Source organism: Pseudomonas sp. 2848 (assembly GCF_003253945.1).
Lineage (GTDB): Bacteria > Pseudomonadota > Gammaproteobacteria > Pseudomonadales > Pseudomonadaceae > Aquipseudomonas.
The window spans coordinates 52,874-78,502 of sequence record NZ_QKZD01000020.1; the positions used below are offsets into that span (position 1 = coordinate 52,874).

Annotated in this window: 24 protein-coding genes; 15 read left to right on the forward strand and 9 right to left on the reverse strand. The window is 64.2% G+C overall.

The window, feature by feature from the left end; genetic code table 11:
* Positions 1-317 precede the first annotated feature (317 nt).
* From DFS21_RS25650 to dksA, 5 genes are all read right to left on the reverse strand, one after another.
* Positions 318-1,760: a sigma-54 dependent transcriptional regulator gene (locus DFS21_RS25650; protein ID WP_110701728.1), complete on the reverse strand. Its 1,443-nt coding sequence runs from the start codon at positions 1,758-1,760 to the stop codon at positions 318-320.
* Between the two features lie 4 nt (positions 1,761-1,764).
* Positions 1,765-4,740 carry a sensor histidine kinase gene (locus tag DFS21_RS25655; RefSeq protein ID WP_178082059.1) on the reverse strand — a complete coding sequence of 992 codons (2,976 nt, stop codon included), beginning with the start codon at positions 4,738-4,740 and terminating at the stop codon, positions 1,765-1,767.
* Entirely contained in the window at positions 4,724-4,900 is a 177-nt protein-coding gene (locus DFS21_RS25660) for a hypothetical protein (protein ID WP_003250005.1), read from the reverse strand. Before DFS21_RS25660 ends, DFS21_RS25655 begins: the two co-directional genes overlap by 17 nt.
* Before the next feature lie 204 nt (positions 4,901-5,104).
* Positions 5,105-5,992 (reverse strand): tRNA glutamyl-Q(34) synthetase GluQRS, encoded by an 888-nt coding sequence (gene gluQRS / locus DFS21_RS25665; RefSeq protein WP_110701724.1) that lies wholly within the window; start codon positions 5,990-5,992, stop codon positions 5,105-5,107.
* Positions 5,993-6,091: 99 nt separating this feature from the next.
* Positions 6,092-6,538 carry an RNA polymerase-binding protein DksA gene (gene dksA / locus DFS21_RS25670; protein WP_110701722.1) on the reverse strand — a complete coding sequence of 149 codons (447 nt, stop codon included), beginning with the start codon at positions 6,536-6,538 and terminating at the stop codon, positions 6,092-6,094.
* 213 nt (positions 6,539-6,751) lie between these two features.
* On the opposite strand from dksA, the gene DFS21_RS25675 reads away from it, so the two are divergent.
* Complete coding sequence (locus DFS21_RS25675; protein WP_102683208.1) at positions 6,752-7,924, forward strand: pyridoxal phosphate-dependent aminotransferase; 1,173 nt, start codon at positions 6,752-6,754, stop codon at positions 7,922-7,924.
* 3 nt (positions 7,925-7,927) lie between these two features.
* Positions 7,928-8,641, forward strand: coding sequence for a DNA/RNA nuclease SfsA (sfsA, locus tag DFS21_RS25680; RefSeq protein WP_110701720.1), 714 nt, complete (start codon positions 7,928-7,930; stop codon positions 8,639-8,641).
* On the opposite strand, the gene DFS21_RS25685 is transcribed toward sfsA, so the two are convergent.
* Positions 8,631-8,948 (reverse strand): Rieske 2Fe-2S domain-containing protein, encoded by a 318-nt coding sequence (locus DFS21_RS25685; RefSeq protein WP_023631907.1) that lies wholly within the window; start codon positions 8,946-8,948, stop codon positions 8,631-8,633. The two genes, sfsA and DFS21_RS25685, sit on opposite strands and share 11 nt — an antisense overlap.
* A gap of 162 nt (positions 8,949-9,110) precedes the next feature.
* Here DFS21_RS25685 and DFS21_RS25690 point away from each other — a divergent pair, with 162 nt between their 5' ends.
* Genes DFS21_RS25690 through DFS21_RS25705 form a run of 4 tightly spaced genes read left to right on the forward strand, consistent with a single transcriptional unit; the run spans position 9,111 to position 12,702 of the window.
* Positions 9,111-9,995, forward strand: coding sequence for a hemin ABC transporter substrate-binding protein (locus DFS21_RS25690; protein ID WP_110701718.1), 885 nt, complete (start codon positions 9,111-9,113; stop codon positions 9,993-9,995).
* Between the two features lie 50 nt (positions 9,996-10,045).
* Positions 10,046-11,029, forward strand: a complete 984-nt coding sequence (locus DFS21_RS25695; protein WP_178082060.1) for an iron ABC transporter permease — start codon at positions 10,046-10,048, stop codon at positions 11,027-11,029.
* Positions 11,029-11,796, forward strand: coding sequence for a heme ABC transporter ATP-binding protein (locus tag DFS21_RS25700; protein ID WP_110701714.1), 768 nt, complete (start codon positions 11,029-11,031; stop codon positions 11,794-11,796). The genes DFS21_RS25695 and DFS21_RS25700 overlap by 1 nt, the downstream gene beginning before the upstream one ends.
* 12 nt (positions 11,797-11,808) lie before the next feature.
* Positions 11,809-12,702, forward strand: a complete 894-nt coding sequence (locus DFS21_RS25705) for a ChaN family lipoprotein (RefSeq protein WP_111533412.1) — start codon at positions 11,809-11,811, stop codon at positions 12,700-12,702.
* A gap of 171 nt (positions 12,703-12,873) precedes the next feature.
* On the opposite strand, the gene DFS21_RS25710 is transcribed toward DFS21_RS25705, so the two are convergent.
* The 3 genes from DFS21_RS25710 to DFS21_RS25720 form a co-directional block, all read right to left on the reverse strand.
* Positions 12,874-13,158 (reverse strand): TfoX/Sxy family protein, encoded by a 285-nt coding sequence (locus tag DFS21_RS25710; protein WP_046854091.1) that lies wholly within the window; start codon positions 13,156-13,158, stop codon positions 12,874-12,876.
* A gap of 268 nt (positions 13,159-13,426) precedes the next feature.
* On the reverse strand, positions 13,427-13,780 hold the full coding sequence (locus DFS21_RS25715; protein WP_102683213.1) for a pentapeptide repeat-containing protein: 354 nt from the start codon (positions 13,778-13,780) through the stop codon (positions 13,427-13,429).
* Between the two features lie 100 nt (positions 13,781-13,880).
* A complete protein-coding gene (locus DFS21_RS25720; RefSeq protein ID WP_111533414.1) occupies positions 13,881-15,443 on the reverse strand; it encodes a bifunctional aminoglycoside phosphotransferase/ATP-binding protein in 1,563 nt (520 codons plus the stop codon).
* A 117-nt stretch (positions 15,444-15,560) separates the two neighbouring features.
* Here DFS21_RS25720 and mrcB point away from each other — a divergent pair, with 117 nt between their 5' ends.
* The 9 genes from mrcB to msrQ all read left to right on the forward strand — a co-directional run bounded on the left by mrcB (position 15,561) and on the right by msrQ (position 25,414).
* Positions 15,561-17,882, forward strand: a complete 2,322-nt coding sequence (gene mrcB / locus DFS21_RS25725; RefSeq protein ID WP_102683215.1) for a penicillin-binding protein 1B — start codon at positions 15,561-15,563, stop codon at positions 17,880-17,882.
* 26 nt (positions 17,883-17,908) lie between these two features.
* Positions 17,909-18,688, forward strand: coding sequence for a M48 family metallopeptidase (locus tag DFS21_RS25730; RefSeq protein WP_111533416.1), 780 nt, complete (start codon positions 17,909-17,911; stop codon positions 18,686-18,688).
* On the forward strand, positions 18,685-19,017 hold the full coding sequence (locus DFS21_RS25735) for a YqcC family protein (RefSeq protein ID WP_102683217.1): 333 nt from the start codon (positions 18,685-18,687) through the stop codon (positions 19,015-19,017). Before DFS21_RS25730 ends, DFS21_RS25735 begins: the two co-directional genes overlap by 4 nt.
* A 407-nt stretch (positions 19,018-19,424) precedes the next feature.
* Entirely contained in the window at positions 19,425-21,149 is a 1,725-nt protein-coding gene (locus DFS21_RS25740; protein ID WP_102683220.1) for an acetolactate synthase 3 large subunit, read from the forward strand.
* A gap of 1 nt (position 21,150) precedes the next feature.
* Entirely contained in the window at positions 21,151-21,642 is a 492-nt protein-coding gene (gene ilvN / locus DFS21_RS25745) for an acetolactate synthase small subunit (RefSeq protein ID WP_003250040.1), read from the forward strand.
* Positions 21,643-21,696: 54 nt separating this feature from the next.
* Positions 21,697-22,713, forward strand: a complete 1,017-nt coding sequence (gene ilvC / locus DFS21_RS25750; RefSeq protein ID WP_027917653.1) for a ketol-acid reductoisomerase — start codon at positions 21,697-21,699, stop codon at positions 22,711-22,713.
* Between the two features lie 150 nt (positions 22,714-22,863).
* Positions 22,864-23,715 (forward strand): CDP-diacylglycerol--serine O-phosphatidyltransferase, encoded by an 852-nt coding sequence (pssA, locus tag DFS21_RS25755; protein WP_028691215.1) that lies wholly within the window; start codon positions 22,864-22,866, stop codon positions 23,713-23,715.
* A gap of 77 nt (positions 23,716-23,792) precedes the next feature.
* The gene (gene msrP, locus DFS21_RS25760) at positions 23,793-24,806 is read left to right on the forward strand and encodes a protein-methionine-sulfoxide reductase catalytic subunit MsrP (RefSeq protein ID WP_111533418.1); all 1,014 of its coding nucleotides are present in this window, start codon (positions 23,793-23,795) and stop codon (positions 24,804-24,806) included.
* Complete coding sequence (gene msrQ, locus DFS21_RS25765) at positions 24,806-25,414, forward strand: protein-methionine-sulfoxide reductase heme-binding subunit MsrQ (protein WP_110701704.1); 609 nt, start codon at positions 24,806-24,808, stop codon at positions 25,412-25,414. The genes msrP and msrQ overlap by 1 nt, the downstream gene beginning before the upstream one ends.
* Positions 25,415-25,629: the final 215 nt, after the last annotated feature.

Sequence of the window (25,629 nt, forward strand, 5' to 3'; positions counted from 1 at the left end):
TTATTGTGCGTGAGCCGTTTCGTCTTGTTCTTATTCTGAGTTGCAGTGCTTGTTATTGTTCTTGTACCAGACATATAGCAGGTGCCGTGCCAACTTTTGAAAACCCAATAAAATCGGGGGTTTCAGCGTTTCAGGCAGGTTTTGCCGCGGGGCAAATGTAGAAATTTCGTTACCTTACGCCTCGGGGGATGTTACGCCCGCCAGGGTAGGTAACAGATTTTTGCGGTAACTGATGTGTTACCCCCAAACGACCGCGGGGCAAGCCTGCCCCCACGCGCTGTGGGAGCGGGCTTGCCCCGCGATCAGATTACACAGAATCAGTTGTCGCTGGTGGCGTTGCTCTTGCGCCGCGGGATGCCCAGGCGCTGGCGCCGTTCCCACAGGCATTTGCGGCTGACGCCCAGCTTGCGGGCCAGTTCGGTTTCGGTCATGTGGTCCTGGTGCTCGAGCACGAAGTGCTGGAAGTAATCCTCCAGCGACAGGTCCTCGGTCGGCTCATGGCTGGCGCTGTTGCTGCTGGCCAGCGCCGGCAGGTTGTCCAGCATGTCGTCGTCTTCCAGGTCGCTCAGCTCGATGTCGATGCCCAGCAGGTCGGCGGAAATTTCCGCGCTTTCGCTGAGAATCACTGCGCGCTCCACCGCGTTTTCCAGCTCGCGCACGTTGCCCGGCCAGCTGTAATGGCGGATGGCTTGCTCGGCATCGTGGGAAAAATGCAGGTCGTCGCGGCCGATCCGTGCGCTCTGGCGGGCAAGGAAGGCATTGGCGATCTCGTTGACGTCGCTGCCGCGCTCGCGCAGGGCCGGCAATTTCAGGGCGATCACATGCAGGCGGTAGTAAAGGTCTTCCCGGAACTGCCCGGCCTTGGCCAGGTTCTTCAGGTCGCGGTGGGTGGCCGCGATCAGGCGCACGTCGACCTTCTGTGATTGCACCGAGCCCACCCGGCGGATCTCGCCTTCCTGCAGCACTCGCAGCAGGCGGGCCTGGGCTTCCAGTGGCAGCTCGCCGATTTCGTCGAGGAACAAGGTGCCACCATCGGCGGCTTCGACCAGCCCCGCCCGACCCGCGCTGGCGCCGGTGAAGGCACCCTTCTCGTGGCCGAACAGTTCCGACTCGATGAGGGTTTCCGGGATCGCCGCGCAGTTCACCGAGATCATCGGTGCCTTTGCCCGGCGCGAGAGGTTGTGCAGGGCGCGGGCGACCAGCTCTTTGCCGGTACCGGATTCGCCCTGGATCAGCACATTGGAGTCGGTTGGCGCGACCTTGCGAATCTTCACGAACATGTCCTGCATCGGCGGGCAGGAGCCGATGATGCCGATCTCGCCGTTGGCGGCGGCGGGACTGGCCTTGTCCGTGCTGGCCTTGCCGTTGGCGGCCCGGGGCTCGCCGGCCGGCGCCGAGGCTGGGGCGTTCACCCGGTCGCGCAGGATACGCGCCACGGCCTGGAGCATCTCGTCGTGGTCGAAGGGCTTGGCGATGTAGTCCACCGCGCCCATTTTCATCGAGTCCACCGCCGAGCGCAGGCTGGCGTAGCTGGTCATGATCAGTACCGGCGTGCCCTGGCCGAGCTTGATCAGCTCGGTACCCGGGGCACCCGGCAGGCGTAGGTCACTGACGATCAGGTCGAAGGTGGCAATGCTGAAGCGTTCCTGGGCTTCCTGCACCGAGCCGGCTTCGCTGACCTGGTACTGGTTCCGCTCGAGCAGGCGACGCAGGGCCGAGCGGATGATGGTTTCGTCTTCGACGATCAGAATATGCGGCATTGATTCAATTCTCTCGACGGTCTCGAATTTCAGGGGACGTCGCTACGACATGCCGGGGCAGGGTCACGCGGATCCGGGTACCACGTTGGCGCTCGATGTCGGCCGGGCTGTCGATGGTGATTTGCCCATAATGCTCTTCCACGATGGAATAGACCAGAGCGAGCCCCAGTCCGGTTCCTTCGCCCGGGTCCTTGGTGGTGAAGAAAGGTTCGAACAGGCGGTCCATGATGCTTTTCGGAATACCGCTGCCTTCGTCCTCGACCACCAGGTCGACGGTGTGCTCGTTGATTTCACTGCGCACGCGCACGGCGCTGCCGGGCGGCGAGGCGTCGCGGGCGTTGGAGAGCAGGTTGATCAGCACCTGGGCCAGGCGTTGCGGGTCGCCCTCGACCCAGTGTTGCGGGTCGCAGAGGTTGAAGAACTGTACTTCGAAATTGCGCCGGTTCAACGCCAGCAGACCAATGGCATCCTGCGCCACCTCGGCCAGGCACACCGGCTCCTCGCTGTTCTGCTGGCTGCCGCCGGCGTGGGCGAAGCTCATCAGCGACTGGACGATGCGCGACACGCGCTTGGTCTGCTCGAGGATCTGGCTGGACAGCTCGATGATCTCGCCGTCGCCCTCGCGCTCCTCGCGCAGGTTCTGCGCCAGGCAGGCGATGCCGGTGATCGGGTTGCCGATCTCGTGGGCCACGCCCGCGGCGAGGCGGCCGATGCTGGCCAGGCGCTCGGAGTGCACCAGCTTGTCCTCCAGCGCCTGGGTCTCGGTGAGGTCCTCGACCAGTAACACCAGGCCGCTGTTGCCCGGGGCCAGCGGCTCGTCGATGGCCGCCTTGTGCAGGTTCAGCCAGCGCGGCTGGCCATCGAGGACCAGGCGCTGCTTGTGCAGGTGTTCGTCGGGCACGTTGATGAAGCCTTGCAGCAGGCCGCGCCAGGGTTCGGCGATGGTCACCAGGCGCGAGCCGACCACATGCTTGGCGGCGATGCCGGTGAGCTCCTCCATCGCCTTGTTCCACATCAGGATCTCCTGGTCCTTGGCCAGCGAGCACACGCCCATGGGCAGTTCCTGCAGGGTCTGGCGGTGATAGCGGCGCAGGGCGTCGAGCTCGGCGGCAAGGCCGGTCAGGCGCGAGTGATAGTCCTCGAGGCGGCTCTCGATGAAGTGGATGTCCTCGGTGACGTAGTTCTCGTTGCCGGACTTGTAAGGCAGGAAGGTCTCGACCATGTCCTGTGCCACGCTCGGCCCCATCAGGCCGGACAGGTTGGCCTCGATACGATCGCGCAGGCGCCGCAGGGCATAGGGGCGGCGCTCGTCGAAGGGCAGGTAGAGGTCGCGCAGGGCCTGTTCCACCTCTTTTTGCGCAGCCTTGGCGCCTAGCGGCTTGGCCAGCTGGGTGGCAAACTCCTGGGGCGAGGCGGCGTGCAGCTCGCGGCGTTGCGGGCGACGCACGTTGTCCACCGCGCAGGCCTCGGCGGCGCTGACCTCCTCGCTGCTGGCGTTGGTGAACAGCGAGATCAGGGTGAACAGCAGGACGTTGGCCGCAAGTGAAGCGATGGCCGCCATGTGCCAGCTGGTGTCGTCCAGCACGTAGATCATGTCCAGCAGCGGGATGTAGAAGCCCTGCAGGTTGCCCAGCAGTGGCAGCAGCATGGTCACCATCCACACCAGCATGCCGGCCAGCAGCCCGGCGATGAAACCGCGGCGGTTGGCGGTCGGCCAGTACAGCACCGAGAGCACGCCGGGCAGGAACTGCAGGGTGGCGACGAAGGCAACGATGCCCAGGTTTGCCAGGCTCTGGTGGGTGTTCTGGGTCAGGTAGAAGACGAAGCCGGCGGTGATGATGGCGACGATCAGCGCTCGGCGCGTCCATTTCAACCAGCGGTAGATATTGCCTTCGGCCGGCGGCTGGTACAGCGGCAGCACCAGGTGGTTCAGGGCCATGCCTGACAGCGCCAGGGTGGTGACGATGATCAGCCCGCTGGCGGCCGACAACCCACCGACATAGGCCAGTAGCGCCAGCGCTTCGTTGTTGGCGGCGATGCCCAGGCCCAGGGTGAAGTACTCGGGGTTGGTGCTGGCGCCCAGGCGCAGGCCGGCCCACAGCACCAGCGGCACGGCCAGGCTCATCAGCAGCAGGAACAGCGGCAGGCCCCAGCTGGCGCTGACCAGCGAGCGCGGGCTCAAGTTCTCGGTGAAGGCCATGTGGTACATGTGCGGCATGACGATGGCCGAGGCGAAGAACACCAGCAGCAGGGTGCGCCAGGGGCCTTCCTGCAGCGGGGTGTGCAGGGCGGCGAGGGCGGTCTGGTTCTGCAGCAGCCAGACCTCCAGCCCATGCGGGCCACCGAACACGCCGTACAGCGCATAAAGGCCGATACCGCCCAGCGCCAGCAGCTTGATCACCGATTCGAAGGCGATGGCGAACACCAGGCCTTCGTGCTTTTCGCGGGTGGCGATATGGCGTGAGCCGAAGAAGATGGTGAACAGGATGATCAGCACGCAGAAGGCAAACGCCACCCGCGCCTTGACCGGCTCGCCGGTGAGGATGCTGATCGAGTCGGCCACGGCCTGGATCTGCAGGGCCAGCAAGGGCAGCACGCCGATCAGCATGAAGATGGTGGTCAGCGCACCGGCCCAGGTGCTGCGGAAGCGAAACGCCAGCAGGTCGGCCAGCGAGGAGAGCTGGTAGGTGCGGGTGATCTTGAGGATCGGATAGAGCAGCACCGGGGCCAGCAGGAAGGCCCCGGACACCCCCAGGTAACAGGCAAGAAAGCCATAGCCATATTGATAGGCCAGGCCGACCGAGCCATAGAAGGCCCAGGCACTGGCGTAGACGCCGAGCGACAAGGTGTAGGTCAGGGGGTGGCGAATGATCGCCCGCGGGATCAGCCCGCGCTCGCTGATCCAGGCCACGCTGAACAGCACCAGCAGGTAGGCGGCGCTAATCAGGATCATCTGGGTCAGGCTAAAGCTCATCGGCATCTCGTTGGCTCTGCAGGATGAAGGTGACGACGATGAGGATCAGCCAGAGCAGGTAGGGACGGTACCAGGCACCGGTCGGCTCGATCCACCAGTCCATGATGGCGGGGGAGAACAGGTAGATCCCCACCACCAGAAGCAGGACCAAACGATAGATGTACATGCTGGCCTCGAAGGGTTGGGCGCTGCGGTTTGGACTTATTATTGGCGCAAATGGCTGGGGCGATGCTAGCGGGAATCGGGGCTGTTAGCCAAGGGTTTGAATTTGTTGGGCTTTTGAGGCTGGTTTCACGTGTTCTGGCTCTATCGCGAGGCCAGTGTGCTCTTCGTGGGAGCGGGCTTGCCCCGCGATAGGGCCGCTACTGCCTCAGCGCAAATCAGCCTCGGGCACCGTCATCTGCCGCGCAATGTGCTCCGGCCGCCACTGCTGGCGCGCCACCGCCAGCACCTCGGCCGGGCTGGCCCCCGCCAGTGCCGGATCGGTCTGCTGCCCCAATGCCCGCAGGGCTCGCAACAGCAACGGCGTCACCTGGTCCGCCTCTAGCGGCGGCGAGCGATACGACTTGCCCAACTTGTGCCCGTCGGGCTGCACGATCAACGGAATGTGCAGGTAACGCGGCTGCGAGAACCCCAGCAGCTCCTGCAGGTACAACTGGCGGGGCGTGTTGTCCAGCAGGTCGGCGCCGCGCACGATGTCGGTAACGCCCTGCCACGCATCGTCCAGTACCACCGCCAACTGGTAGGCATAGAGCCCGTCACGGCGCTGGATGACGAAGTCGCCCACCTCGCGCCCCAGGTGCTGTTCGAAGCTACCCTGGACGCGATCCGTGAAGCGGTAGATCAGTTCCGGTACGCGCAGGCGAATGGCCGCGTCTTGCCGGGGATGCCCGGCATTACGGCAAAAGCCTGGGTAGATACCGTCGTACCCTTCCAGTTGCTTGCGCGAACAGGTGCAGGCATAGGCCAGGCCCATGCTGAACAAACGGTCGACCACGGCGGCGTAGGCCTCGTGGCGCTGGCTCTGGAACACCACTTCGCCGTCCCACTCCAGGCCGTAGCGCTCCAAGGTCTGCAGGATCGCATCGCGTGCCCCGGGCATTTCCCGAGGCGGGTCGGTGTCTTCCATACGCAGTAACCAGCGGCCATCGACCGCGCGGGCGTCGAGCCAGGAGGCGAGGGCGGCTACCAGCGAGCCGAAGTGCAGAAAGCCGCTGGGGGTGGGGGCGAAGCGGCCGATGTAGCGGGAGTCGTTCATGGATTGCACAGCTATATAAATGAAGACGGGGCGTACCGATTGCAGGAGCGGGCAAGCCCGCCTCCACAACCAGTACGCCCCGTCTGCGAGGTTCTGGAATCAGCCTTTACCGACAGTCTTTTCCTTCTTCTCGGCAATTTCCTTGCAGTCGAAGCACAGGTCGGCGGTCGGGCGGGCTTCTAGGCGGCGCAGGCCGATCTCGATGCCACAGGAGTCGCACCAGCCGTACTCTTCGTCCTGAATCTTCTGCAGGGTCTTGTCGATCTTCTTGATCAGCTTGCGCTCACGATCGCGGTTGCGCAGTTCCAGGGCGAACTCTTCTTCCTGGCTGGCACGGTCAGCCGGGTCTGGGAAGTTGGCAGCTTCGTCCTTCATGTGGTCTACAGTGCGATCGACACTCTGCATGAGCTCGCCTTTCCAAGCATTGAGAAGCTTGGTGAAGTGCTTCTTCATGGGCTCGCCCATGTACTCTTCGCCCTTGGTCTCTTTATAGGGCTCGACACCGTACATGGTCTGACCGGATTTTTGCTTTTCTACGGTGGACATGAATAGACCGCCTCTCACTCATCTGATCCAATGCGCAGGCTTGCTTCCATCGCCGGCACCCGCCGGCCCTGCGACTGCGAGCCGCCGAACTTACCAGATAGATCCGGGGTGCGCTACCCCGTCCTATGCCTGCTATTGACAGCAGGACGGGCGGCACGTTCGCTGCGGCGCACAGGTAGAATCACCAGTTTAGACCCAATTGAGAGAAGGCCCATGGCTCAGCCACACAGTGCGCGCAGTCGCGCCATCGAACCCTTCCACGTGATGGCCCTGCTGGCGCGTGCCAACGAGTTGCAGGCTGCGGGCCACGACGTGATCCACCTCGAGATCGGCGAGCCGGACTTCACCACCGCCGCGCCCATCGTCGCCGCGGGCCAGGCTGCCTTGGCCGCCGGGCACACCCGTTACACCGCTGCCCGCGGCTTGCCGCAACTGCGTGAGGCAATCGCCGGGTTCTATGGCCAACGCTATGGTGTGGACCTCGACCCGGAGCGCGTGCTCATCACCCCGGGCGGTTCCGGCGCGCTGCTGCTGGCCAGCAGCCTGCTGGTCGATCCGGGCAAGCACTGGCTGCTGGCCGACCCGGGCTACCCGTGCAACCGTCACTTCCTGCGCCTGGTCGAAGGCGGCGCGCAGCTGGTGCCGGTGGGGCCGGAGGTCAATTACCAGCTGACCGCCGATCTGGTCGAGCGTCACTGGGACAAAGACACGGTCGGTGCCCTGGTGGCGTCGCCGGCCAACCCGACCGGCACGGTGCTCGACCGCGACGAGCTGGCCAGCCTTTCCAAGGCCACCCGCGAGCGCCATGGGCATCTGGTGGTGGACGAGATCTACCACGGCCTCACCTACGGCATGGATGCGCCGAGCGTGCTGGAAGTCGACGATGAGGCTTTCGTCCTGAACAGTTTTTCCAAATATTTCGGCATGACCGGCTGGCGCCTGGGCTGGCTGGTGGCGCCGCCGTCGGCGGTAGCGGACCTGGAAAAGCTGGCGCAGAACCTCTACATCAGTGCTCCGAGCATGGCCCAGCATGCCGCGCTGGCCTGCTTCGAGCCGCAAACCCTGGCAATCCTCGAGGAGCGCCGCGCCGAGTTCGCCCGCCGCCGCGACTACCTGTTGCCGGCATTGCGTGAGTTGGGCTTCGGTATCGCGGTGGAGCCGCAAGGCGCCTTCTATCTGTATGCCGATATCAGCGCGTTCGGCGGCGATGCCTTCGCATTCTGCCGGCACTTCCTCGAAACCGAGCACCTGGCATTCACCCCGGGGCTGGACTTCGGTCGTTACCAGGCCGGCCACCACGTGCGCTTTGCCTACACCCAGAACCTGCCACGTCTGGAGGAGGCGGTGCAGCGCATCGCCCGTGGCCTGAAAAGCTGGCAGGGCTGACGGATGCTGTTTCCGCAACTGGAACAGGCGCGACTGCTACGCCGCTATAAACGCTTCCTGGCCGACATCGAGCTGGCAACTGGCGAGCAGTTGACCATTCACTGCCCCAACACTGGCTCCATGCTCAATTGCATGCGCGAGGGCGGGCAGGTCTGGTTCAGCCGCTCCAACGATCCCAAGCGCAAGCTGCCCGGTACCTGGGAGATCAGCGAAACGCCCCAGGGACGGCTGGCCTGTGTCAACACCGGGCGCGCCAATGCGGTGGTGGAGGAAGCGCTGCGGGCCGGGGTGATCACGGAGCTTGCCGGGTTCACCACGCTCAAGCGTGAAGTGGCGTATGGCGAGGAACGTAGCCGTATCGACTTCTACCTGGAGTTCGCCAATGGCGACAAGGCCTACGTCGAGGTCAAGAGCGTGACCCTCGGTTACCCCGATACCGCCGTGGCGGCGTTCCCCGACGCCGTCACCCAGCGTGGGGCCAAACACTTGCGCGAGCTGGCCGCCCTGGCACGCCAGGGCATCCGTGCGGTGCAGCTGTATTGCGTGAACCTGACCGGCATCGAGGCCGTGCGCCCGGCCCAGGAGATCGACGCCGCCTACGCCCAGGCACTGCGCGCCGCGGTGGCGGAAGGGGTCGAGGTGTTGGCTTATGGCACGCGCCTGGATGCCCAACAACTGGTCATCGACCGGCCACTGCCGGTATTGCTCAATCCGTAAGCCAGATGCCCTGGCTGTCTTCCCGGCAGTCCAGGGCTTCCAGCCATTCGCCCGCGCAGGGGCCAGTAATGCATTCGCCGCTTTCTATCAGGAACTGGGCCCCGTGATGGGCGCACTGGATCAGGCTCGCGCTGTCATCGAGAAAGCTGTCCGCCGCCCAGTTCAGCGGGATGCCCCGGTGCGGGCAGCGGTTGCGATAGAGGTGGACCGTGCCCTGGCGGCGCACGCCGAACAGCGCTATGCCGGCTACGCTGAAGGCGCGGCTGTGGCCCTCGGCGAGGTCGTTGGAGGCGCAGAGAAAATGCATCGCAGCGGAGTCTTCCGGTTAAGCCGTGTGACAAAGGGATGGCTTGACGCTTCAATGCGAATAATTATCAAATTGCCCGCATTCGTCGCGCCAGGCTGTCTATGGTGCGCACTTGTGCCGCCCGCCACAAGGTGTGCTGCCCGCCCTCTGCAAAGGAATCCGATGATGCGCCGTCCCGCTGCCTTGATTGCCCTGTGCGCCGGTCTTGCCCTATCTACCCACACCATGGCCGCCGAGCTGCCACAGCGCTGGGTGAGCGCCGGCGGTGCCTTGAGCGAGTGGATCAGCGCCCTGGGCGGTGAGCAGCGTCTGGTCGGCGTCGACACCACCAGTCAGCATCCCGAGTCGCTCAAGGCGCTGCCCAGCATCGGTTACCAGCGCCAGTTGTCGGCCGAAGGCATCCTCAGCCTGCGCCCTGACGTGCTGGTGGGCACCGAGGAAATGGGGCCACCGCCGGTGCTGGCGCAGATCCGCAACGCCGGGGTGCGGGTCGAGCTGTTCTCCAGCAAGGCCGAAGTGGGCGCGGTTGACGAGAACCTCAAGCACCTGGGGGCATTGCTTGGCGACGAACGCAAAGCCGAGACGTTGGCTGCCGATTACCGCCAGCAACTGGAGGCGTTGCACAAACAGGTCGAGCAGGCCCAGGCCGGGCAGAAGGCGCCTGGGGTGTTGCTGCTGGTCGGGCATGCCGGCGCCAAGCCGATGATCGCCGGGCAGGGCACTGCCGGGGACTGGGTGCTGCGTCAGGCGGGAGGGCGCAATCTTGCCGATCACCAGGGCTACAAGAACTTCTCGGTGGAAGCCCTCGCCGCGCTGAATCCGGACGTGGTGGTGTTCTCTGACCGTGCCCTCAGCGGTGAAAAGGCCTTGCAGGCACTGATCAAGGAAAACCCGGCCCTGGCGACGTCCCGCGCGGTGCGCGACAAGCGCCTGCTGTCGCTCGATCCGACGTTGCTGGTCGGCGGCCTCGGCCCGCGCCTGCCGGCCACCCTGCATGAGCTGGCCGCCAGCTTCTATCCCGCCGCCAAGGCCAGCCTCAATCCATGATGCCGCGGGTTCGACCACGTACGTTGTTCATTACCCTGGCCTTGCTGTGCCTGCTGGCGGTGTGGTTGTCGCTGGCGCTGGGGCCGGTCAGCCTGCCGCTGTTCGATACCCTGCGCGCCGGCCTGCGCCTGGTCGGGTTGCCGGTCAGTGGCGAGGGCCTGGAGCAGGCCGAGATGATCCTCGGCCAGATCCGCCTGCCGCGAACCCTGCTGGGGCTGGCGGTCGGCGCGGTGCTGGCATTGTCCGGCGTGGCGATGCAGGGGTTGTTCCGCAACCCGCTGGCCGATCCGGGGCTGGTCGGTGTCGCCAGCGGCGCCGCCCTGGGGGCCGCGGTGGCGATCGTCGGCGGCAGTTGGCTGGGCGGCATTGCTGACTGGTTCGCGCCTTATCTATTGTCGTTGTGTGCCTTCGTCGGCGGCCTGGGCGTGACAGCGATGGTCTATCGCCTGGGGCGCCGCGACGGCCAGACCAACGTGGCGACCATGCTCCTGGCCGGTATCGCGATGACCGCGCTGGGCGGCTCGGCGGTGGGCCTGTTCACTTACCTGGCCGACGACGCCACCCTGCGCACCCTGACCTTCTGGAACCTGGGCAGCCTGAACGGCGCCAGCTACGAGCGACTGTGGCCCTTGCTGCTGGTGGCGGCAGCCGTGGCCTTGTGGCTGCCGCGCCGGGCACAGGCGCTCAACGCGTTGCTGTTGGGGGAGTCGGAGGCCCGGCACCTGGGCATCGAGGTCGAAAAGCTCAAGCGCGAGCTGGTGTTCTGCACCGCGCTCGGCGTGGGGGCGGCGGTTGCCGCGGCCGGCCTGATCGGCTTCATCGGCCTGGTGGTGCCGCACCTGGTGCGGCTGGTGGCGGGGCCGGATCATCGGGTGCTGCTGCCGGCCTCGTTGCTGGCGGGCGGTACCTTGCTGCTGTTCGCCGACCTGGTCGCACGCCTGGCCCTGGCCCCGGCAGAGTTGCCGATCGGCATCGTCACCGCCTTTATCGGGGCGCCATTCTTCCTGTTCCTGCTGGTGAAGGTGCGCAACTGATGCTCGACGTCCAAGGGCTGTCCCTCAAGCGCGGTGGCAGCCAGGTGCTGCACGACATCAACCTCACGTTGCGGCCAGGGCAGGTGCTGGGTGTGCTCGGGCCCAATGGCGCCGGCAAGAGTAGCCTGCTCGGCGCCCTGTGTGGCGAACTGGCGCCCAGCGCCGGGCGCGTGCAGCTCGATGGGCGCGGACTGGACGCCTGGTCGGGCCAGGCGCGGGCCCGGCGCCTGGCGGTACTGCCGCAGGCGTCCAGCCTTGGCTTTGCCTTCAGTGTCGCGGAAGTGGTCGGCCTCGGCCGCCTGCCCCATGCCAGCGGCCGTCAGCGCGACCGGGAAATCGTCGAGGCGGCGCTGGCGGCGGCGGATGCTCAGCACCTGGTCGAGCGCAGCTACCTGGCGCTGTCCGGGGGGGAGCGCCAGCGCGTGCACCTGGCGCGGGTGCTGGCCCAGCTGTGGCCGGGCGAGCCCGGCACCACGCTGTTGCTGGATGAACCCACTTCTGCGCTGGACCCGCTGCATCAGCACACCACGCTGCAGGCGGTACGCAGTTTCGCCGACCGAGGCGCGTCGGTGCTGGTGATCCTGCATGACCTGAACCTGGCGGCGCGCTACTGTGACCATATTCTCTTGCTGGAGCAGGGCCGCAGCCATGCACTGGGCACACCGCAACAAGTGCTGACTCCGACGGCGCTGCGGGCGGTGTTCGGCATCGACGTTCTGGTGCAACCTCACCCGGAGCGCGGCCATCCGCTGATCATCACTCGCTAGGAGCCATTCGCCATGCGCCATCCCTTGCTGTCCGGCTTGTCCATCTGTTTGGCGCTGGCGCTCGGCGGTTGCCAGGCGAGCCTGCCGCCCGTGCCGGCCTGGCAGGGGACCGAGGGCCGCGACAACGTCCAGTTGGGGCAGATCATCGAATTGTCGACCGGCCAGCCATTGAGCCCTGGGCAGCTGGTCCAGCGCCTGGCCGATGCGCCACGGGTGCTGGTGGGTGAAAAGCACGACAACCCCGACCACCACCGCTTGCAACTGTGGCTGCTGCGCGCCTTGGAGAGCCGCCGCGCGCAGGGCAGCCTGCTGCTGGAAATGCTCGAGCCGCAACAGCAGGCGCTGGTCGATGCGCAGAAGGGCAAGGTAACGCCTGCAGCCGACCTGCCGAAGGCGCTGGCCTGGCGACCTGGCTGGGATTGGGCGCTGTACGGGCCTATCGTGCGCGAGGCCCTTGGCCAGCCATACCCGCTACTGGCGGCGAACCTGTCGCCCGATGAAATCCGCCAGGCCTATCGCCAGCCAGCGACACCACCTGGCGAACGCTCCAATGCGCCGGCAGTGGTGCAGGCGTTGCTGGTACAGGTGCGTGCCGGCCACTGCAATCTGCTGCCGGAAAGCCAGCTACCGGCGATGCTGGCGGTGCAGCAGCAGCGTGACCGGCGCATCGCCGAGCGCTTGCTGGCCGCGCCGCAGCCGGCGCTGTTGCTCACCGGCAGCTACCATGCGCGCAAGGATCTCGGCGTGCCGCTGCACCTGGCCGACCTCGACGCCAAGCCTGAAGACAGGGTGCTGTTGCTGGCGGAAGTGGGGGAAACGGTCGAGCCGGCCATGGCTGACTTCGTCTGGTACACACCGGCGACACCGGAACAGGACTACTGCGCCCAACTGCGCAAGGGCCACTGAATCGCAGGCAAAAAAAGACCCGGCAAAAAGCCGGGTCAATAACCGTGATTAGCCTGATGAGGAGATAATCTGAGCGTCCGAACCAGGGAGCATTCAGGTTACCCAACCGGTCTCGCGACCAGTTGTGATAATCATAACGATTCTCATTTCGGAGTCAATGCCTTTGCACAATTATTTTTCGTTCTTTTGTGATTGGGCTGGGCACTTGGCATCGAGCTGCTGGTTCAACGCTTGTTTGCGTTCGACCGGCAGGTCATTCCAGTGCATGTCCAGCAGGGCGCCCTCGATGGCGTACAACAACACCTTCGAAGCCCGGAATCCTCGCGTTCTTACGGCCTGATAGGCACCCACCGCGCCGAGCCGGCGCAGGTCCGATGCACTGTGGATGCCGACAGCATGCAGCCATTGCGCGGAGGTCTTGCCAAGGTTTTTCAGATGCTGCAATTCATCGTTCATCGAGCCTCCTTGCGATGGCTGAACGGGTCGTGGGGATAAATCGCGAGCAGGTCAATGAGGAGTGTAGCGGGGGTTGTGGATTACGCGGCCTTTTGCCATCGGGGCCGACGGGATGTAGCGTTCTGGCTGGACGGGAGCGGGCAAACGTGGGAGCGGGCTGGCCCCGCGACGGCGATCGCAGGGGCTGATGCTATCGCGGGGCAAGCCCGCTCCCACGTGTATCCGTTCCCGCAAGGCTCGTGGCCACAGCCTTGTGCAGGCCAGGCGCTTACCCGTGGCGTGGGCTGCGATAACGCATCCGCGTCCCGAACTTCACCGACATCAGGATCTCGTCGGCACTCAGCTCGGCCGGGAAATACGTTCCGGAAATTTGCGCATGCGCCAGGCTCGCCCCTTCCAGGCCGTTTTCCCGCAGGTCCAGCCCACGCAGGTCGGCGGCGCGGAAGTAGGCATCGGTGAAGTCGATGCCACGCACATCCAGGTCGCGCAGGTCCAGGCCACGGAAATCTCCGCCGCGAAAGTCGATGAGCGAGTCGGTGGGCTTCTCGCGGTTGAATGCCGCGATCTTCTCGTCGCGGATCATCGCAAACAGTACGTTGTCCAGCTGACGGGGTTGATTCATGGCGGCGCCTCTTCCGTGGGGTGTGATGATATAGTAATGCTATCACTGGAGGGGCGCCGGACTTCAGGCGTGAACTGTCGACTGCTTCACGCCTGGCGGGTTAGAGGCCGGGCAGGCGTTGGCGAATCTGCTCGATCACCTTGTTCATGTTGTTAGCGTCCTGGGTGTCGACGCGGGTGCTTTGCGCCAGTTCCTCGGCATCCAGCGGATCGCGGCTGGCCTGTTGCGCCTTGACCACCTCCAGGGTGGCGTCCGACGGGTCGATGGCCTCGGCCTGGCGCTGGGCCAGCCAGCTGGCGATCACCGCGTCCGGGGCATGGCAGTCGAGGATCAGGAACGGCACGCCGGTCTCGCTGGCGACCTCGGCCGCGGCCTTGCGCTGCTCATGCTTGAGGTAGGTGGCATCGAGCACCACCGGGAAACCGGCGTGCAGGATGATCTCTGCCAGCTTGTGCAGGCGCTGGTAGGTGGCAACGCTGGCCTGCTTGTCGTAGATACCGGCCTCCAGGTGACCGGCATTGGCCGCCGATTGCTTGCCGAACAGGCGCTTGCGCTCGACGTCCGAGCGCACGCGCACTGCGCCGAGCGCCTCGACCAGGCGCATTGCCACGTGACTCTTGCCCACTGCCGAGACCCCCTGGGTGATGGCCAGCAGGCGCGAAGGGATGGCGCTGTAGCTCTCGGCCAGGTTGGCATAGTTGCGGTAGGTGCGCAGGGTGGTGGCGCGCTGCACGCCATCGGCTTCGGCCGGCATGCTGAACAGCGCGACCTTGGCCCGCACCAGGGCACGGTAGGCCTTGTAGAAGTTCAGCAGCTCCAGGCCCTGGTAGTCGCCGGTCAGCTCCAGGTACTGGCTGACGAAACGCCGCGACAGGCACTTCAGGCCGCGGTCCTCGAGGTCCATGGCCAGGAAGCCGACGTCGGCGTAGACGTCGGTCAGGCGGAAGGGCTCGTTGAACTCGATGCAGTCGAAGATCACCACCTGGCCGTCGATCAGGGTGGCGTTGCCCAGGTGGATGTCACCGTGGCATTCGCGGATGAAGCCATTGGCCTTGCGCGCTTCGAGCAGGCCGTGCAGGCGCTTGAAGCTGTCCTGGGCCCAGGCTTGCAGTGCGTCCAGTTGCTGCAGGTCGGCCTTGTCGCTGAGGAACGGGCGGATCTGTTCGAAGTTCTGCTCCACCGGTGCCATCACCGCGTCCGGGGTGCCCAGGGGGTGTTCGACCGGCACCTTGGGCGCCTGCAGGTGGAACTCGGCGATCTGCCGGGCCATCTGGTCGATATGGCCGGCGTTCAGCTCGCCGTTGGCCTGCAGGGTGCTGAGCATCTGGCCCTGGGGGAACTGGCGCATCTTCAGCGCGTACTCGATCGCCGGGCCTTCGCCGTCGATCTGCGGCGCTTCGACGCTACCGGTGATCGGCAGCACTTCCAGGTACAGACCTTCGGTCAGGCGCTGGTTCAGGCGCAGCTCTTCGTTACAAAAATGCCCGCGCTGGTCGAGGCCAGTGAAGTCGAGGAAGCCGAAGTTCATCGGTTTCTTGATCTTGTAGGCAAACTCGCCGGTCAGCAGGACCCAGGAGATATGCGTCTCGATGAGCTCGAAGCCCGCGACAGGGTGCGGATAGAGGGCGGGGTTCTGTAGCGCGCTGATCAGGGCTTGGCTCACGGATCATCCTTCAGGGGTCAGGGAATTCGAATCGAACATTATGGTCAATGGTGCCGTCCCTGCAAACCGCCGAGGGGCGTCTGCCTCCCTTTTCCAAAGTGCGTATAATCCGCCGCCATGACTCGTACCCGAAATTCCCGCACTCCTAAAAAACGCCCGACCGGCCGTGCCCGTGCCTGGCTGGGCTGGGCGCTCAAGCTCAGCCTGGTCGGCCTGGTACTGATCGCCGGCTTCGCGGTCTACCTCGACGCCACTGTCCAGGAGAAGTTCTCCGGCAAGCGCTGGACCATCCCGGCCAAGGTGTATGCCCGGCCGTTGGAGCTGTTCGTCGGCCAGAAGCTGAGCCGCAACGACTTCCTCACCGAGCTCGATGCCCTCGGCTACCGTCGGGAAAGCGCGGCCAACGGCCCGGGCGCGGCGTCGGTCAACGGCAATACCGTCGACCTCAATACCCGTGGCTTCCAGTTCTACGAGGGCATGGAGCCGGCGCAGTTCGTGCGCGTGCGCTTCTCCGGCGATTATGTCGCGGGCCTCAGTGGTGCCAACGGCGGCAAGCTCGACGTGGTGCGCCTTGAGCCGCTGATGATTGGCGGCATCTACCCGAAGAACCTCGAAGACCGCATCCTGATCAAGATCGATCAGGTGCCGCCGTATCTGGTGGAAACCCTGATCGCCACCGAGGACCGCGACTTCTACAGCCACTTCGGCGTGTCGCCCAAGTCCATCGCCCGGGCCGTCTGGGTGAACACCTCGTCCGGCGCCATGCGCCAGGGCGGCAGTACCCTGACCCAGCAGTTGGTGAAGAACTTCTTCCTCACCAACGAGCGCAGTCTCAGTCGCAAGCTGACCGAAGCGATGATGTCGCTGCTCCTGGAAGTGCACTATGACAAGCACGAGATCCTCGAGGCCTACCTGAACGAAGTGTTCATCGGACAGGACGGCCAGCGCGCCGTGCACGGCTTCGGTCTGGCCAGCCAGTTTTTCTTCAGCCAGCCGCTGCAGGAGCTCAAGCTGCACCAGATCGCCCTGCTGGTGGGCATGGTCAAGGGCCCGTCCTACTACAACCCACGCCGCCACCCCGAGCGCGCCCTGCAACGGCGCAACCTGGTGCTCGACCTGCTCGCCGAGCAAGGCGTGGCCACTCAGGACGTGGTCGACGCGGCGAAGAAGATGCCCCTGGGCGTGACCAAGCGTGGCAGCCTGGCCGACAGTTCGTTCCCGGCCTTCCTCGACCTGGTGAAGCGTCAGCTGCGCCAGGACTACCGCGACGAAGACCTTACCGAAGAAGGCCTGCGCATTTTCACCAGTTTCGACCCGATCCTGCAGATGAAGGCCGAAACCGCCATGAGCGAGACCTTCAAACGCCTGGCCGGGCGCAAGGGCGCCGACGAAGTCGAGTCGGCGATGGTCGTCACCAACCCGGAAACCGGTGAGGTGCAGGCGCTGATCGGCAGCCGCCAGTCGGGCTTCGCCGGTTTCAACCGTGCCATCGACGCGGTGCGGCCGATCGGTTCGCTGGTCAAGCCGGCGGTCTACCTGACCGCGCTGGAGCAACCGAGCAAGTTCACCCTCACCAGCTGGGTGCAGGACGAGCCGTTCTCGGTCAAGGGCGCCGATGGCCAGGTATGGCGGCCGCAGAACTACGACCGCCGCCCCCATGGCACCATTTACCTGTACCAGGGCCTGGCCAACTCCTACAACCTGTCCACCGCCAAGCTGGGCCTTGAAGTGGGCGTGCCCAACGTGATCAAGACCATCGGTCGGCTGGGCGTGCAGGTCGATTGGCCGGCGTTCCCGTCGATGCTGCTGGGCGCCGGCGGCATGTCGCCGATGCAGGTTGCGACCATGTACCAGACCATCGCCAACGGCGGCTTCAATACGCCGATGCGCGGTATCCGCAGCGTGCTCACCGCCGAAGGCGAGCCGCTCAAGCGCTACCCGTTCCAGATCCAGCAGACCTTCGACCCAGGCTCGATCTACCTGGTGCAGAACGCCATGCAGCGGGTGATGCGCGAAGGTACCGGGCGCTCGGTATACAGCGTGCTGCCGAGTTCGCTGACCCTGGCCGGCAAGACCGGCACCAGCAACGACTCGCGCGACAGCTGGTTCTCCGGCTTCAGCCAGGACCTGCTGGCGGTGGTCTGGCTGGGCCGCGACGACAACGGCAAGACGCCGTTCACCGGAGCCACCGGCGCGCTGCAGGTGTGGACCAGCTTCATGAAGAAGGCCGACCCGCTGCCGCTGGACATGCCGCAGCCGGACAATGTGGTGCAGGCCTGGATCGATCCTTACAGCGGCCAGGGTTCCGACGGCAGCTGTCCGGGAGCGGTGCAGATGCCGTATATTCGTGGCAGTGAACCGCCCGCAGGCGCCGCCTGTGGCGGCGAGCAGAACCCGGCCGAAGAGGTGATGGACTGGGTCAAGGGCTGGATGAATTGAGCGCGAGCTTCTGAAGAGGGTGTGAAGTGAACAAGTGGTGGATTCCTGCCGTGGCGGCAGTGACCGTTCTGCACGGCTGTACCAGCGTCCCGCGTGGCAATATTCCGGTGGTCGATTCGAGCACCCGGGTCTCCAACAGCGAGCGCGTCTCGGCCAACCGCACGTCGGCTTATCCGACCAGCGGCGGCAGCAGCCAGGCCCAGTCATTGCCGGAAGACTCCGGCGTCACCGTGATGATCCCGCAAGGGACAGGCGGGGCGCCGATCCAGTCGTTCCCGGCAGGCACGGGCCCCGCACCGATCAGCACCGGCCCGATCACCCCGGGCCCGGTCAGCAGTGGGCCGATCACGACCAACCCCAACCCGATTGCCGACGAACCGTTCGACATCGCCTCGATGAGCAACCCGGCGCCGGTGACCAGCGCCCCGACCGGTATTCCGCGTGGCAACGCGTCCAGTGGTGGCTTGTCGGCCGACGAGCAGCTAGACGGCCCGGTGCTGGCCTTGCTCACCACTGCCCAGCAGCAGCAGGGCAGCGGCGACTTCAACGGTGCCGCGTCGAGCCTGGAGCGTGCCCTGCGCATTGCCCCGCGTGAGCCGCAGGTGTTGTTCCGCCTGGCCCAGGTGCGTCTGTCCCAGGGCGATGCCGCGCAGTCCGAGCAACTGGCACGCCGTGCCCTGACCTACGCCAACGGTCGCCCAGACCTGCAGGCCCAGCTGTGGAGCACCATCGCCCAGGCCCGTGAAAAACAGGGTGACAGCGCAGGTGCCGCCCTGGCGCGGCAGAAGGCGCGGGTCAACCTGTGATGGAGCAGCGCATTCTCGATATTGCCGACCAGTTGCTGTTGATCGAGCAGGAGCTCAAGGTCCAGGGCTGGTGGAGCGACGCCACCCCCAGTGCCGAGGCGTTGGCCAGCGTGGAACCGTTCGCGGTGGACCGCATGGCCTTCGAACAGTGGCTGCAGTGGATATTCCTGCCGCGCATGAAGCTGATCCTCGAGCACGGGCACCCGTTGCCCAACGCCTCGGGCATCCTGGTGATGGCCGAGACGGTGTTCGTCGACCGCCCGGAACAAAGCCGCGAGCTACGGCGTTTGCTCGCAACTTTCGACCAATTGATCGCGCCTTCCGCCTGATTTCTACCGTTTTTCCTTCAAGGGCCGCAGATTGTGGCCCTTTTTTATGGAAATCTTATTTTTCCTGCTGCTGCTCGCGCCATTAGTGGTGGTGAGAATTCATCTTGATGAAAAATTGGCAATAATTTCTCTTGACTTGTGAGCGCCGAATCACAAGAATCCAGATTCCGCTGTAGAGGGACTGCCAGAAGCAGACCCGCTAAGCAGATCATGAGGCGCACACCCGCGCCGACTTGTAACACCCCGCAACGCGTTACCTCGCGCTGGGTGGGAAGGCCCGCAACACACCAGGGTATTCCCAATACTTGCTCAGTCAGTGCTGACGTTCGCTCATGCTCTGCTTGGCAGTAAACCTAATAAGACCCGCTCAGTGAGGGCGGTATTCTGGCGTTTTAGAGGTGAACAACGTGGAGCTCTTATCCGGCGCTGAAATGGTCGTCCGCTTTTTGCGCGACGAAGGCGTTAAGCACATCTACGGGTACCCTGGCGGTGCTCTCCTTCATGTTTACGATGCCTTGTTCAAGGAACCGGAAGTCCAGCACATCCTGGTTCGTCACGAGCAGGCTGCCACCCATATGGCGGACGGTTACGCCCGTGCCACCGGCAAGGCCGGTGTGGTACTGGTGACTTCCGGCCCAGGCGCGACCAATGCCATCACCGGCATTGCCACCGCCTACATGGATTCCATCCCGATGGTCATCCTGTCTGGCCAGGTGCCCAGCACCATGGTCGGCACCGATGCGTTCCAGGAAACCGACATGATCGGTATCTCCCGGCCGATCGTGAAGCACAGCTTCATGGTCAAGCACGCCTCGGAAATCCCCGAAGTCCTGAAAAAAGCCTTCTATCTGGCGCAGTCCGGCCGTCCCGGTCCGGTCGTGGTCGACATTCCAAAAGATATGACCAACCCGGCCGAGAAGTTCGAGTACATCTACCCGAAAAAGGTCAAGCTGCGTTCCTATAGCCCGGCCCTGCGCGGCCACTCCGGGCAGATCCGCAAGGCAGCCGAAATGCTCCTCGCGGCCAAGCGCCCGGTGGTCTACTCCGGCGGCGGCGTGATTCTCGGCGGTGGCTCCGAAGCCCTGACCGAAATCGCCAAGTCGTTGAACCTGCCGGTCACCAACACCCTCATGGGCCTTGGTGGCTACCCGGGCACCGACCGCCAGTTCCTCGGCATGCTCGGCATGCACGGCAGCTACACCGCCAACCTGGCCATGCACAACGCCGACGTGATCTTCGCTGTCGGTGTGCGTTTCGACGACCGCGTGGTCAACGGCCCGGCCAAGTTCTGCCCGAATGCCAAGATCATCCACATCGACATTGACCCTGCGTCGATCTCGAAAATGATCAAGGCCGACGTACCGATCGTCGGTCCGGTCGAGAGCGTATTGAGCGAAATGCTCGGCATCCTCAAGGAAATCGGCGAGCAGCCCGACAAGGCGGCGCTCGACGCCTGGTGGAAGCAGATCGACGAATGGCGTGGCGACGGTGAGCTGTTCCCCTACGACAAGGGCGACGGCAACATCATCAAGCCGCAACAGGTCATCGAGACCCTGTGCGAAGTGACCAAGGGCGATGCCTTCGTCACCTCCGACGTGGGCCAGCACCAGATGTTCGCGGCGCAGTACTACCGCTTCAACAAACCCAACCGCTGGATCAACTCCGGTGGCCTGGGCACCATGGGCTTCGGTTTCCCGGCGGCCATGGGCATCAAGCTCAACTTCCCCGATCAGGACGTGGCTTGCGTCACCGGTGAAGGCAGCATCCAGATGAACATCCAGGAGCTGTCCACCTGCATGCAGTACGGCCTGCCGGTGAAGATCGTCAACCTGAACAACGGTGTGCTGGGCATGGTTCGCCAATGGCAGGACATGTCCTACAACGGTCGCCACTCGCACTCCTATGTCGAGTCGCTGCCGGACTTCGTCAAGCTGGCCGAGGCCTATGGCCATGTGGGCATTCGCATCACCAGCCTGAAAGACCTCAAGCCGAAACTGGAAGAGGCTTTCGCGATGAAGGACCGCCTGGTGTTCATTGACATCGCGGTCGACCGGACCGAGCACGTCTATCCGATGCAGATCAAGGACGGCTCGATGCGTGACATGTGGCTGAGCAAGACGGAGCGTACCTGACATGCGGCACATCATCTCCCTGCTGCTGGAAAACGAACCCGGTGCCTTGTCTCGCGTGGTCGGCCTGTTCTCCCAGCGCAACTACAACATTGAAAGCCTGACCGTGGCGCCGACCGAAGACCCGACCCTGTCGCGTCTGACGCTGACCACCGTTGGCCATGACGAAGTGATCGAACAGATCACCAAGAACCTCAACAAGCTGGTCGAAGTGGTCAAGCTTGTCGACCTGTCGGAAAGCGCCCACATCGAGCGCGAACTGATGCTGGTCAAGGTCAAGGCCACCGGTGCCCAGCGCGCCGAGATCAAGCGCACCACGGATATCTTCCGTGGCCAGATCGTCGACGTGACCGCCAGCGTGTACACCGTGCAACTGAGCGGCACCAGCGACAAACTGGACAGCTTCATCCAGGCCATCGGCACCGCATCGATTCTCGAAACCGTGCGCAGTGGCGTCACCGGCATTGCCCGTGGCGACAAAGTGCTCAGCATCTAACTTCAAAAATAGCGATGGCTCCACAGGGGCCGAGATATAACCAGGGGTATTTTCATGAAAGTTTTCTACGACAAAGACTGCGACCTCTCCATCATCCAGGGCAAGAAAGTCGCCATCATCGGCTACGGCTCCCAGGGTCACGCCCAGGCGTGCAACCTGAAGGACTCCGGTGTGGACGTTACCGTCGGTCTGCGTAAAGGCTCGGCCACCGTTGCCAAGGCAGAAGCCCACGGCCTGAAAGTAGCCGACGTGGCCACCGCCGTCGCTGCCGCCGACCTGGTCATGATCCTGACCCCGGACGAATTCCAGGGCCAGCTGTACAAGAACGAGATCGAGCCGAACATCAAGAAAGGCGCCACCCTGGCCTTCTCCCACGGTTTCTCGATCCACTACAACCAGGTCGTTCCGCGTGCCGACCTCGACGTGATCATGATCGCGCCGAAGGCCCCGGGCCACACCGTGCGCTCCGAGTTCGTCAAAGGTGGCGGCATCCCTGACCTGATCGCCATCTACCAGGACGCCTCGGGCAACGCCAAGAACGTCGCCCTGTCCTACGCCGCTGGCGTTGGCGGTGGCCGTACCGGCATCATCGAAACCACCTTCAAGGACGAGACCGAAACCGACCTGTTCGGTGAGCAGGCCGTTCTGTGCGGCGGTACCGTCGAGCTGGTCAAGGCCGGTTTCGAAACCCTGGTCGAAGCGGGCTACGCCCCGGAAATGGCCTACTTCGAGTGCCTGCACGAGCTGAAGCTGATCGTTGACCTCATGTACGAAGGCGGTATCGCCAACATGAACTACTCGATCTCCAACAACGCCGAGTACGGTGAGTACGTCACCGGCCCTGAAGTCATCAACGAAGAATCCCGCAAGGCCATGCGCAACGCTCTGAAGCGCATCCAGGACGGCGAGTACGCGAAGATGTTCATCAGCGAAGGCGCCACCAACTATCCTTCGATGACCGCCAAGCGTCGCAACAACGCCGCTCACGGCATCGAGATCATCGGCGAGCAACTGCGTTCGATGATGCCGTGGATCTCGGCCAACAAGATCGTCGACAAGACCAAGAACTGAGTCTTGCGTCGATAATGAAAAACGCGGCTTCGGCCGCGTTTTTTCGTTTGCGCGGTCAGCTTCTGGTATAAAGCGACCAGTGGCTCGCTGTCAGAACCGTTTTGCAGAGCCCATGTCGAACATATTCCACCCTGTTGCAAGGTACTTTTCATGAGCGAACGTCCCGAAGAGCCGAACAAGCCCTCCGACGCCGAAAGCCTGCTACCTGTCGATGAGCACGTTGAAGAAGGCCACGACGCCGAAGGGCGCAAGGTGCGTCACCGCGGTATCTATCTGCTGCCCAACCTGTTCACCACCGCGAACCTGTTCGCCGGCTTCTATTCCATCATCAGCTCGATGAGCGCGCAGAGCGCCCTGAGCGCGGGTGATCCACGCGAGGCGAGCAAGTACTTCGCCTTCGCCGCCATCGCCATCTTCGTCGCCATGGTCCTCGACGGCCTCGATGGTCGCGTGGCGCGCATGACCAACACGCAAAGCGCCTTCGGTGCCGAGTATGACTCGCTGTCGGACATGGTCGCCTTCGGCGTGGCCCCGGCGCTGCTCGCGTTCGGCTGGGCCCTGGGCGACATGGGCAAGGTCGGCTGGATGGTCGCCTTCATCTATGTGGCCGGCGCGGCCCTGCGCCTGGCGCGCTTCAACACCCAGGTCGGCACCGCCGACAAGCGCTACTTCATCGGCCTGGCCAGCCCGGCGGCGGCCGGCGTGGTGGCCGGTACCGTCTGGGCGTTCAGCGACTATGGCATCCAGGGTTCCAAGCTGTCGTTCCTGGTGGCTTTGCTGGTGGCTGCCGCCGGCATGCTGATGGTCAGCAACATCAAGTACAACAGCTTCAAGGAGCTCGACCTCAAGGGCCGCGTGCCCTTTGTCGCGATCCTCGCCGTGGTGCTGGTGTTCGCCGTGGTGTTCAGCGATCCGCCGCGCATCTTGCTGCTGATCTTCCTCGCCTATGCTGCATCGGGGCCGATCCAGTTCCTGTTGCGGGCGCGCCGTCGCAAATCCTGACAAGGATTTAATCGCGGAATAACCTGCCGGCTCCATAGTCTTACGTGTACATCAGTTACCCGTACTGTGGAGCCGCCATGCTCATCAAGCTTCCCCGATCCAGCGACTGCAAGTCGTCCGAGATCACCCCCGAAAGTTTCTACCTCTCCCGTCGCAAGCTGCTGGGCGCAAGCCTTGCAGGTGCAGCCCTGGGCGCCTTGCCCCGATTGGGCGCCGCGGCGGAGGTTTCCCGCTATGCCGATGTCGAGGCGGGCAGCGCCCCAGGTTGGTTCACCGACAAGCTCGGCGCCACGCGCTGGCAGGCGGTCACCGTCAGCGGCGAGGCGATCACGCCGTTCAAGGACGCGACCCACTACAACAACTTCTATGAGCTCGGGCCCGACAAGGGCGACCCGGCGGCCAATGCCGGCAGCCTGAAGACCGAGCCGTGGAGCCTGGTGGTCGATGGCGAAGTGGCCAAGCCCGGGCGTTATGCGCTGGAGGATTTCGTCAAGCCTTACCAGCTTGAGGAGCGGGTCTATCGCCTGCGCTGCGTGGAGGCCTGGTCGATGGTGATTCCCTGGCTGGGCTTCCCGTTGGCCGAGGTGCTCAAGCAGGTCGAGCCAACCTCCAAGGCGCGCTATATCCGTTTCGAAACCCTGGAAGACTCCAAGCGCATGCCTGGGCAGCGCTCCGGCTTCGCCCTGATCGACTGGCCGTATGTGGAGGGCTTGCGACTGGACGAGGCGATGAACCCGCTGGCGATTCTGGCGGTTGGCATGTATGGCCGTGAGCTGCCCAACCAGAACGGCGCGCCGCTGCGCCTGGTGGTGCCATGGAAGTACGGCTTCAAGAGCATCAAGTCGATCGTGCGCATCAGCCTGGTGGCCGAGCAGCCTGCGACTACCTGGCAGGGTTTGGCGCCGGACGAGTACGGCTTCTATGCCAACGTCAACCCGACGGTCGACCACCCGCGCTGGACCCAGGCCCGCGAGCGGCGCCTGCCCAGCGGGCTGTTCAGCCCCAATGTGCGCGATACGCTGATGTTCAACGGCTATGCCGATGAAGTGGCGTCGCTGTATACCGGCCTCGACCTGCGGAAGAACTATTGATGCGCTATCCGTGGCTGCGCCTGGCGATCTTCGTGATCGGGTGCCTGTTTCCCGTGTGGTGGTTGTATGAGGCAGCCATGGGGTCGCTCGGCCCGGATCCGGGAAAGATCATGGTCGATCGCCTTGGCTTGGGGGCGCTGGTCTTCCTGTTGATCACCCTGAGCATGACACCGCTGCAGCGGTTGACGGGGTGGTCGGGGTGGATCGTGGTACGGCGGCAACTGGGGCTGTGGTGCTTTGCTTATATAGTGCTGCACCTGACGGCGTACCTGGTGTTCATCCTGGGGCTGGACTGGGGGCAGTTTGGCGTCGAGCTGCGCAAACGGCCTTACATCATTGTCGGTGCATTGGGTTTTCTTGGCTTGCTGGCGCTGGCGGTCACTTCCAACCGGTATAGCCAGCGGCGCCTTGGGGCGCGGTGGAAGAAGCTGCACCGGCTGGTCTATGTGATTCTCGGACTTGGGCTGCTGCATTTCCTGTGGATCGTACGCTCGGACCTGAAGGAGTGGGCGGTGTATGCCGCTATCGGCGTCTTCCTGCTGGTGCTGCGTATACCCCCGGTGTGGCGGCGTGTGCCACGGCTGGTGGGGCGGGGGAGGGCGGCCTGAAATCTTTCTTTAATAAAAGGTTGACGCCCTCTCGGATCCCCTTATAATGCGCCCCACTTCCAGCGACATCGGAACGAAAAACTCCTTGAATATCAAAGAGTTGATCGATTAAGAGGGTTGCGGAAGTGCTTCGGTCATCTGATCGGCAGCGGTGAAAAAGGCAGTTGACAGCAGGTTGTAACGCTGTATGATTCGCCTCCCGCTACGAGAGATCG

Coding starts and splice junctions, on each gene's coding strand:
- DFS21_RS25715 (WP_102683213.1), bottom strand. CDS start 13,780: ATGAATCAACCCCGTCAGCTGGACAACGTACTGTTTGCGATGATCCGC.
- DFS21_RS25705 (WP_111533412.1), top strand. CDS start 11,809: ATGCGCCATCCCTTGCTGTCCGGCTTGTCCATCTGTTTGGCGCTGGCG.
- pssA (WP_028691215.1), top strand. CDS start 22,864: ATGAGCGAACGTCCCGAAGAGCCGAACAAGCCCTCCGACGCCGAAAGC.
- DFS21_RS25650 (WP_110701728.1), bottom strand. CDS start 1,760: ATGCCGCATATTCTGATCGTCGAAGACGAAACCATCATCCGCTCGGCC.
- DFS21_RS25675 (WP_102683208.1), top strand. CDS start 6,752: ATGGCTCAGCCACACAGTGCGCGCAGTCGCGCCATCGAACCCTTCCAC.
- dksA (WP_110701722.1), bottom strand. CDS start 6,538: ATGTCCACCGTAGAAAAGCAAAAATCCGGTCAGACCATGTACGGTGTC.
- ilvN (WP_003250040.1), top strand. CDS start 21,151: ATGCGGCACATCATCTCCCTGCTGCTGGAAAACGAACCCGGTGCCTTG.
- DFS21_RS25700 (WP_110701714.1), top strand. CDS start 11,029: ATGCTCGACGTCCAAGGGCTGTCCCTCAAGCGCGGTGGCAGCCAGGTG.
- msrP (WP_111533418.1), top strand. CDS start 23,793: ATGCTCATCAAGCTTCCCCGATCCAGCGACTGCAAGTCGTCCGAGATC.
- DFS21_RS25655 (WP_178082059.1), bottom strand. CDS start 4,740: ATGCCGATGAGCTTTAGCCTGACCCAGATGATCCTGATTAGCGCCGCC.
- ilvC (WP_027917653.1), top strand. CDS start 21,697: ATGAAAGTTTTCTACGACAAAGACTGCGACCTCTCCATCATCCAGGGC.
- mrcB (WP_102683215.1), top strand. CDS start 15,561: ATGACTCGTACCCGAAATTCCCGCACTCCTAAAAAACGCCCGACCGGC.
- DFS21_RS25710 (WP_046854091.1), bottom strand. CDS start 13,158: ATGAACGATGAATTGCAGCATCTGAAAAACCTTGGCAAGACCTCCGCG.
- msrQ (WP_110701704.1), top strand. CDS start 24,806: ATGCGCTATCCGTGGCTGCGCCTGGCGATCTTCGTGATCGGGTGCCTG.
- DFS21_RS25685 (WP_023631907.1), bottom strand. CDS start 8,948: ATGCATTTTCTCTGCGCCTCCAACGACCTCGCCGAGGGCCACAGCCGC.
- DFS21_RS25690 (WP_110701718.1), top strand. CDS start 9,111: ATGATGCGCCGTCCCGCTGCCTTGATTGCCCTGTGCGCCGGTCTTGCC.
- sfsA (WP_110701720.1), top strand. CDS start 7,928: ATGCTGTTTCCGCAACTGGAACAGGCGCGACTGCTACGCCGCTATAAA.
- DFS21_RS25660 (WP_003250005.1), bottom strand. CDS start 4,900: ATGTACATCTATCGTTTGGTCCTGCTTCTGGTGGTGGGGATCTACCTG.
- gluQRS (WP_110701724.1), bottom strand. CDS start 5,992: ATGAACGACTCCCGCTACATCGGCCGCTTCGCCCCCACCCCCAGCGGC.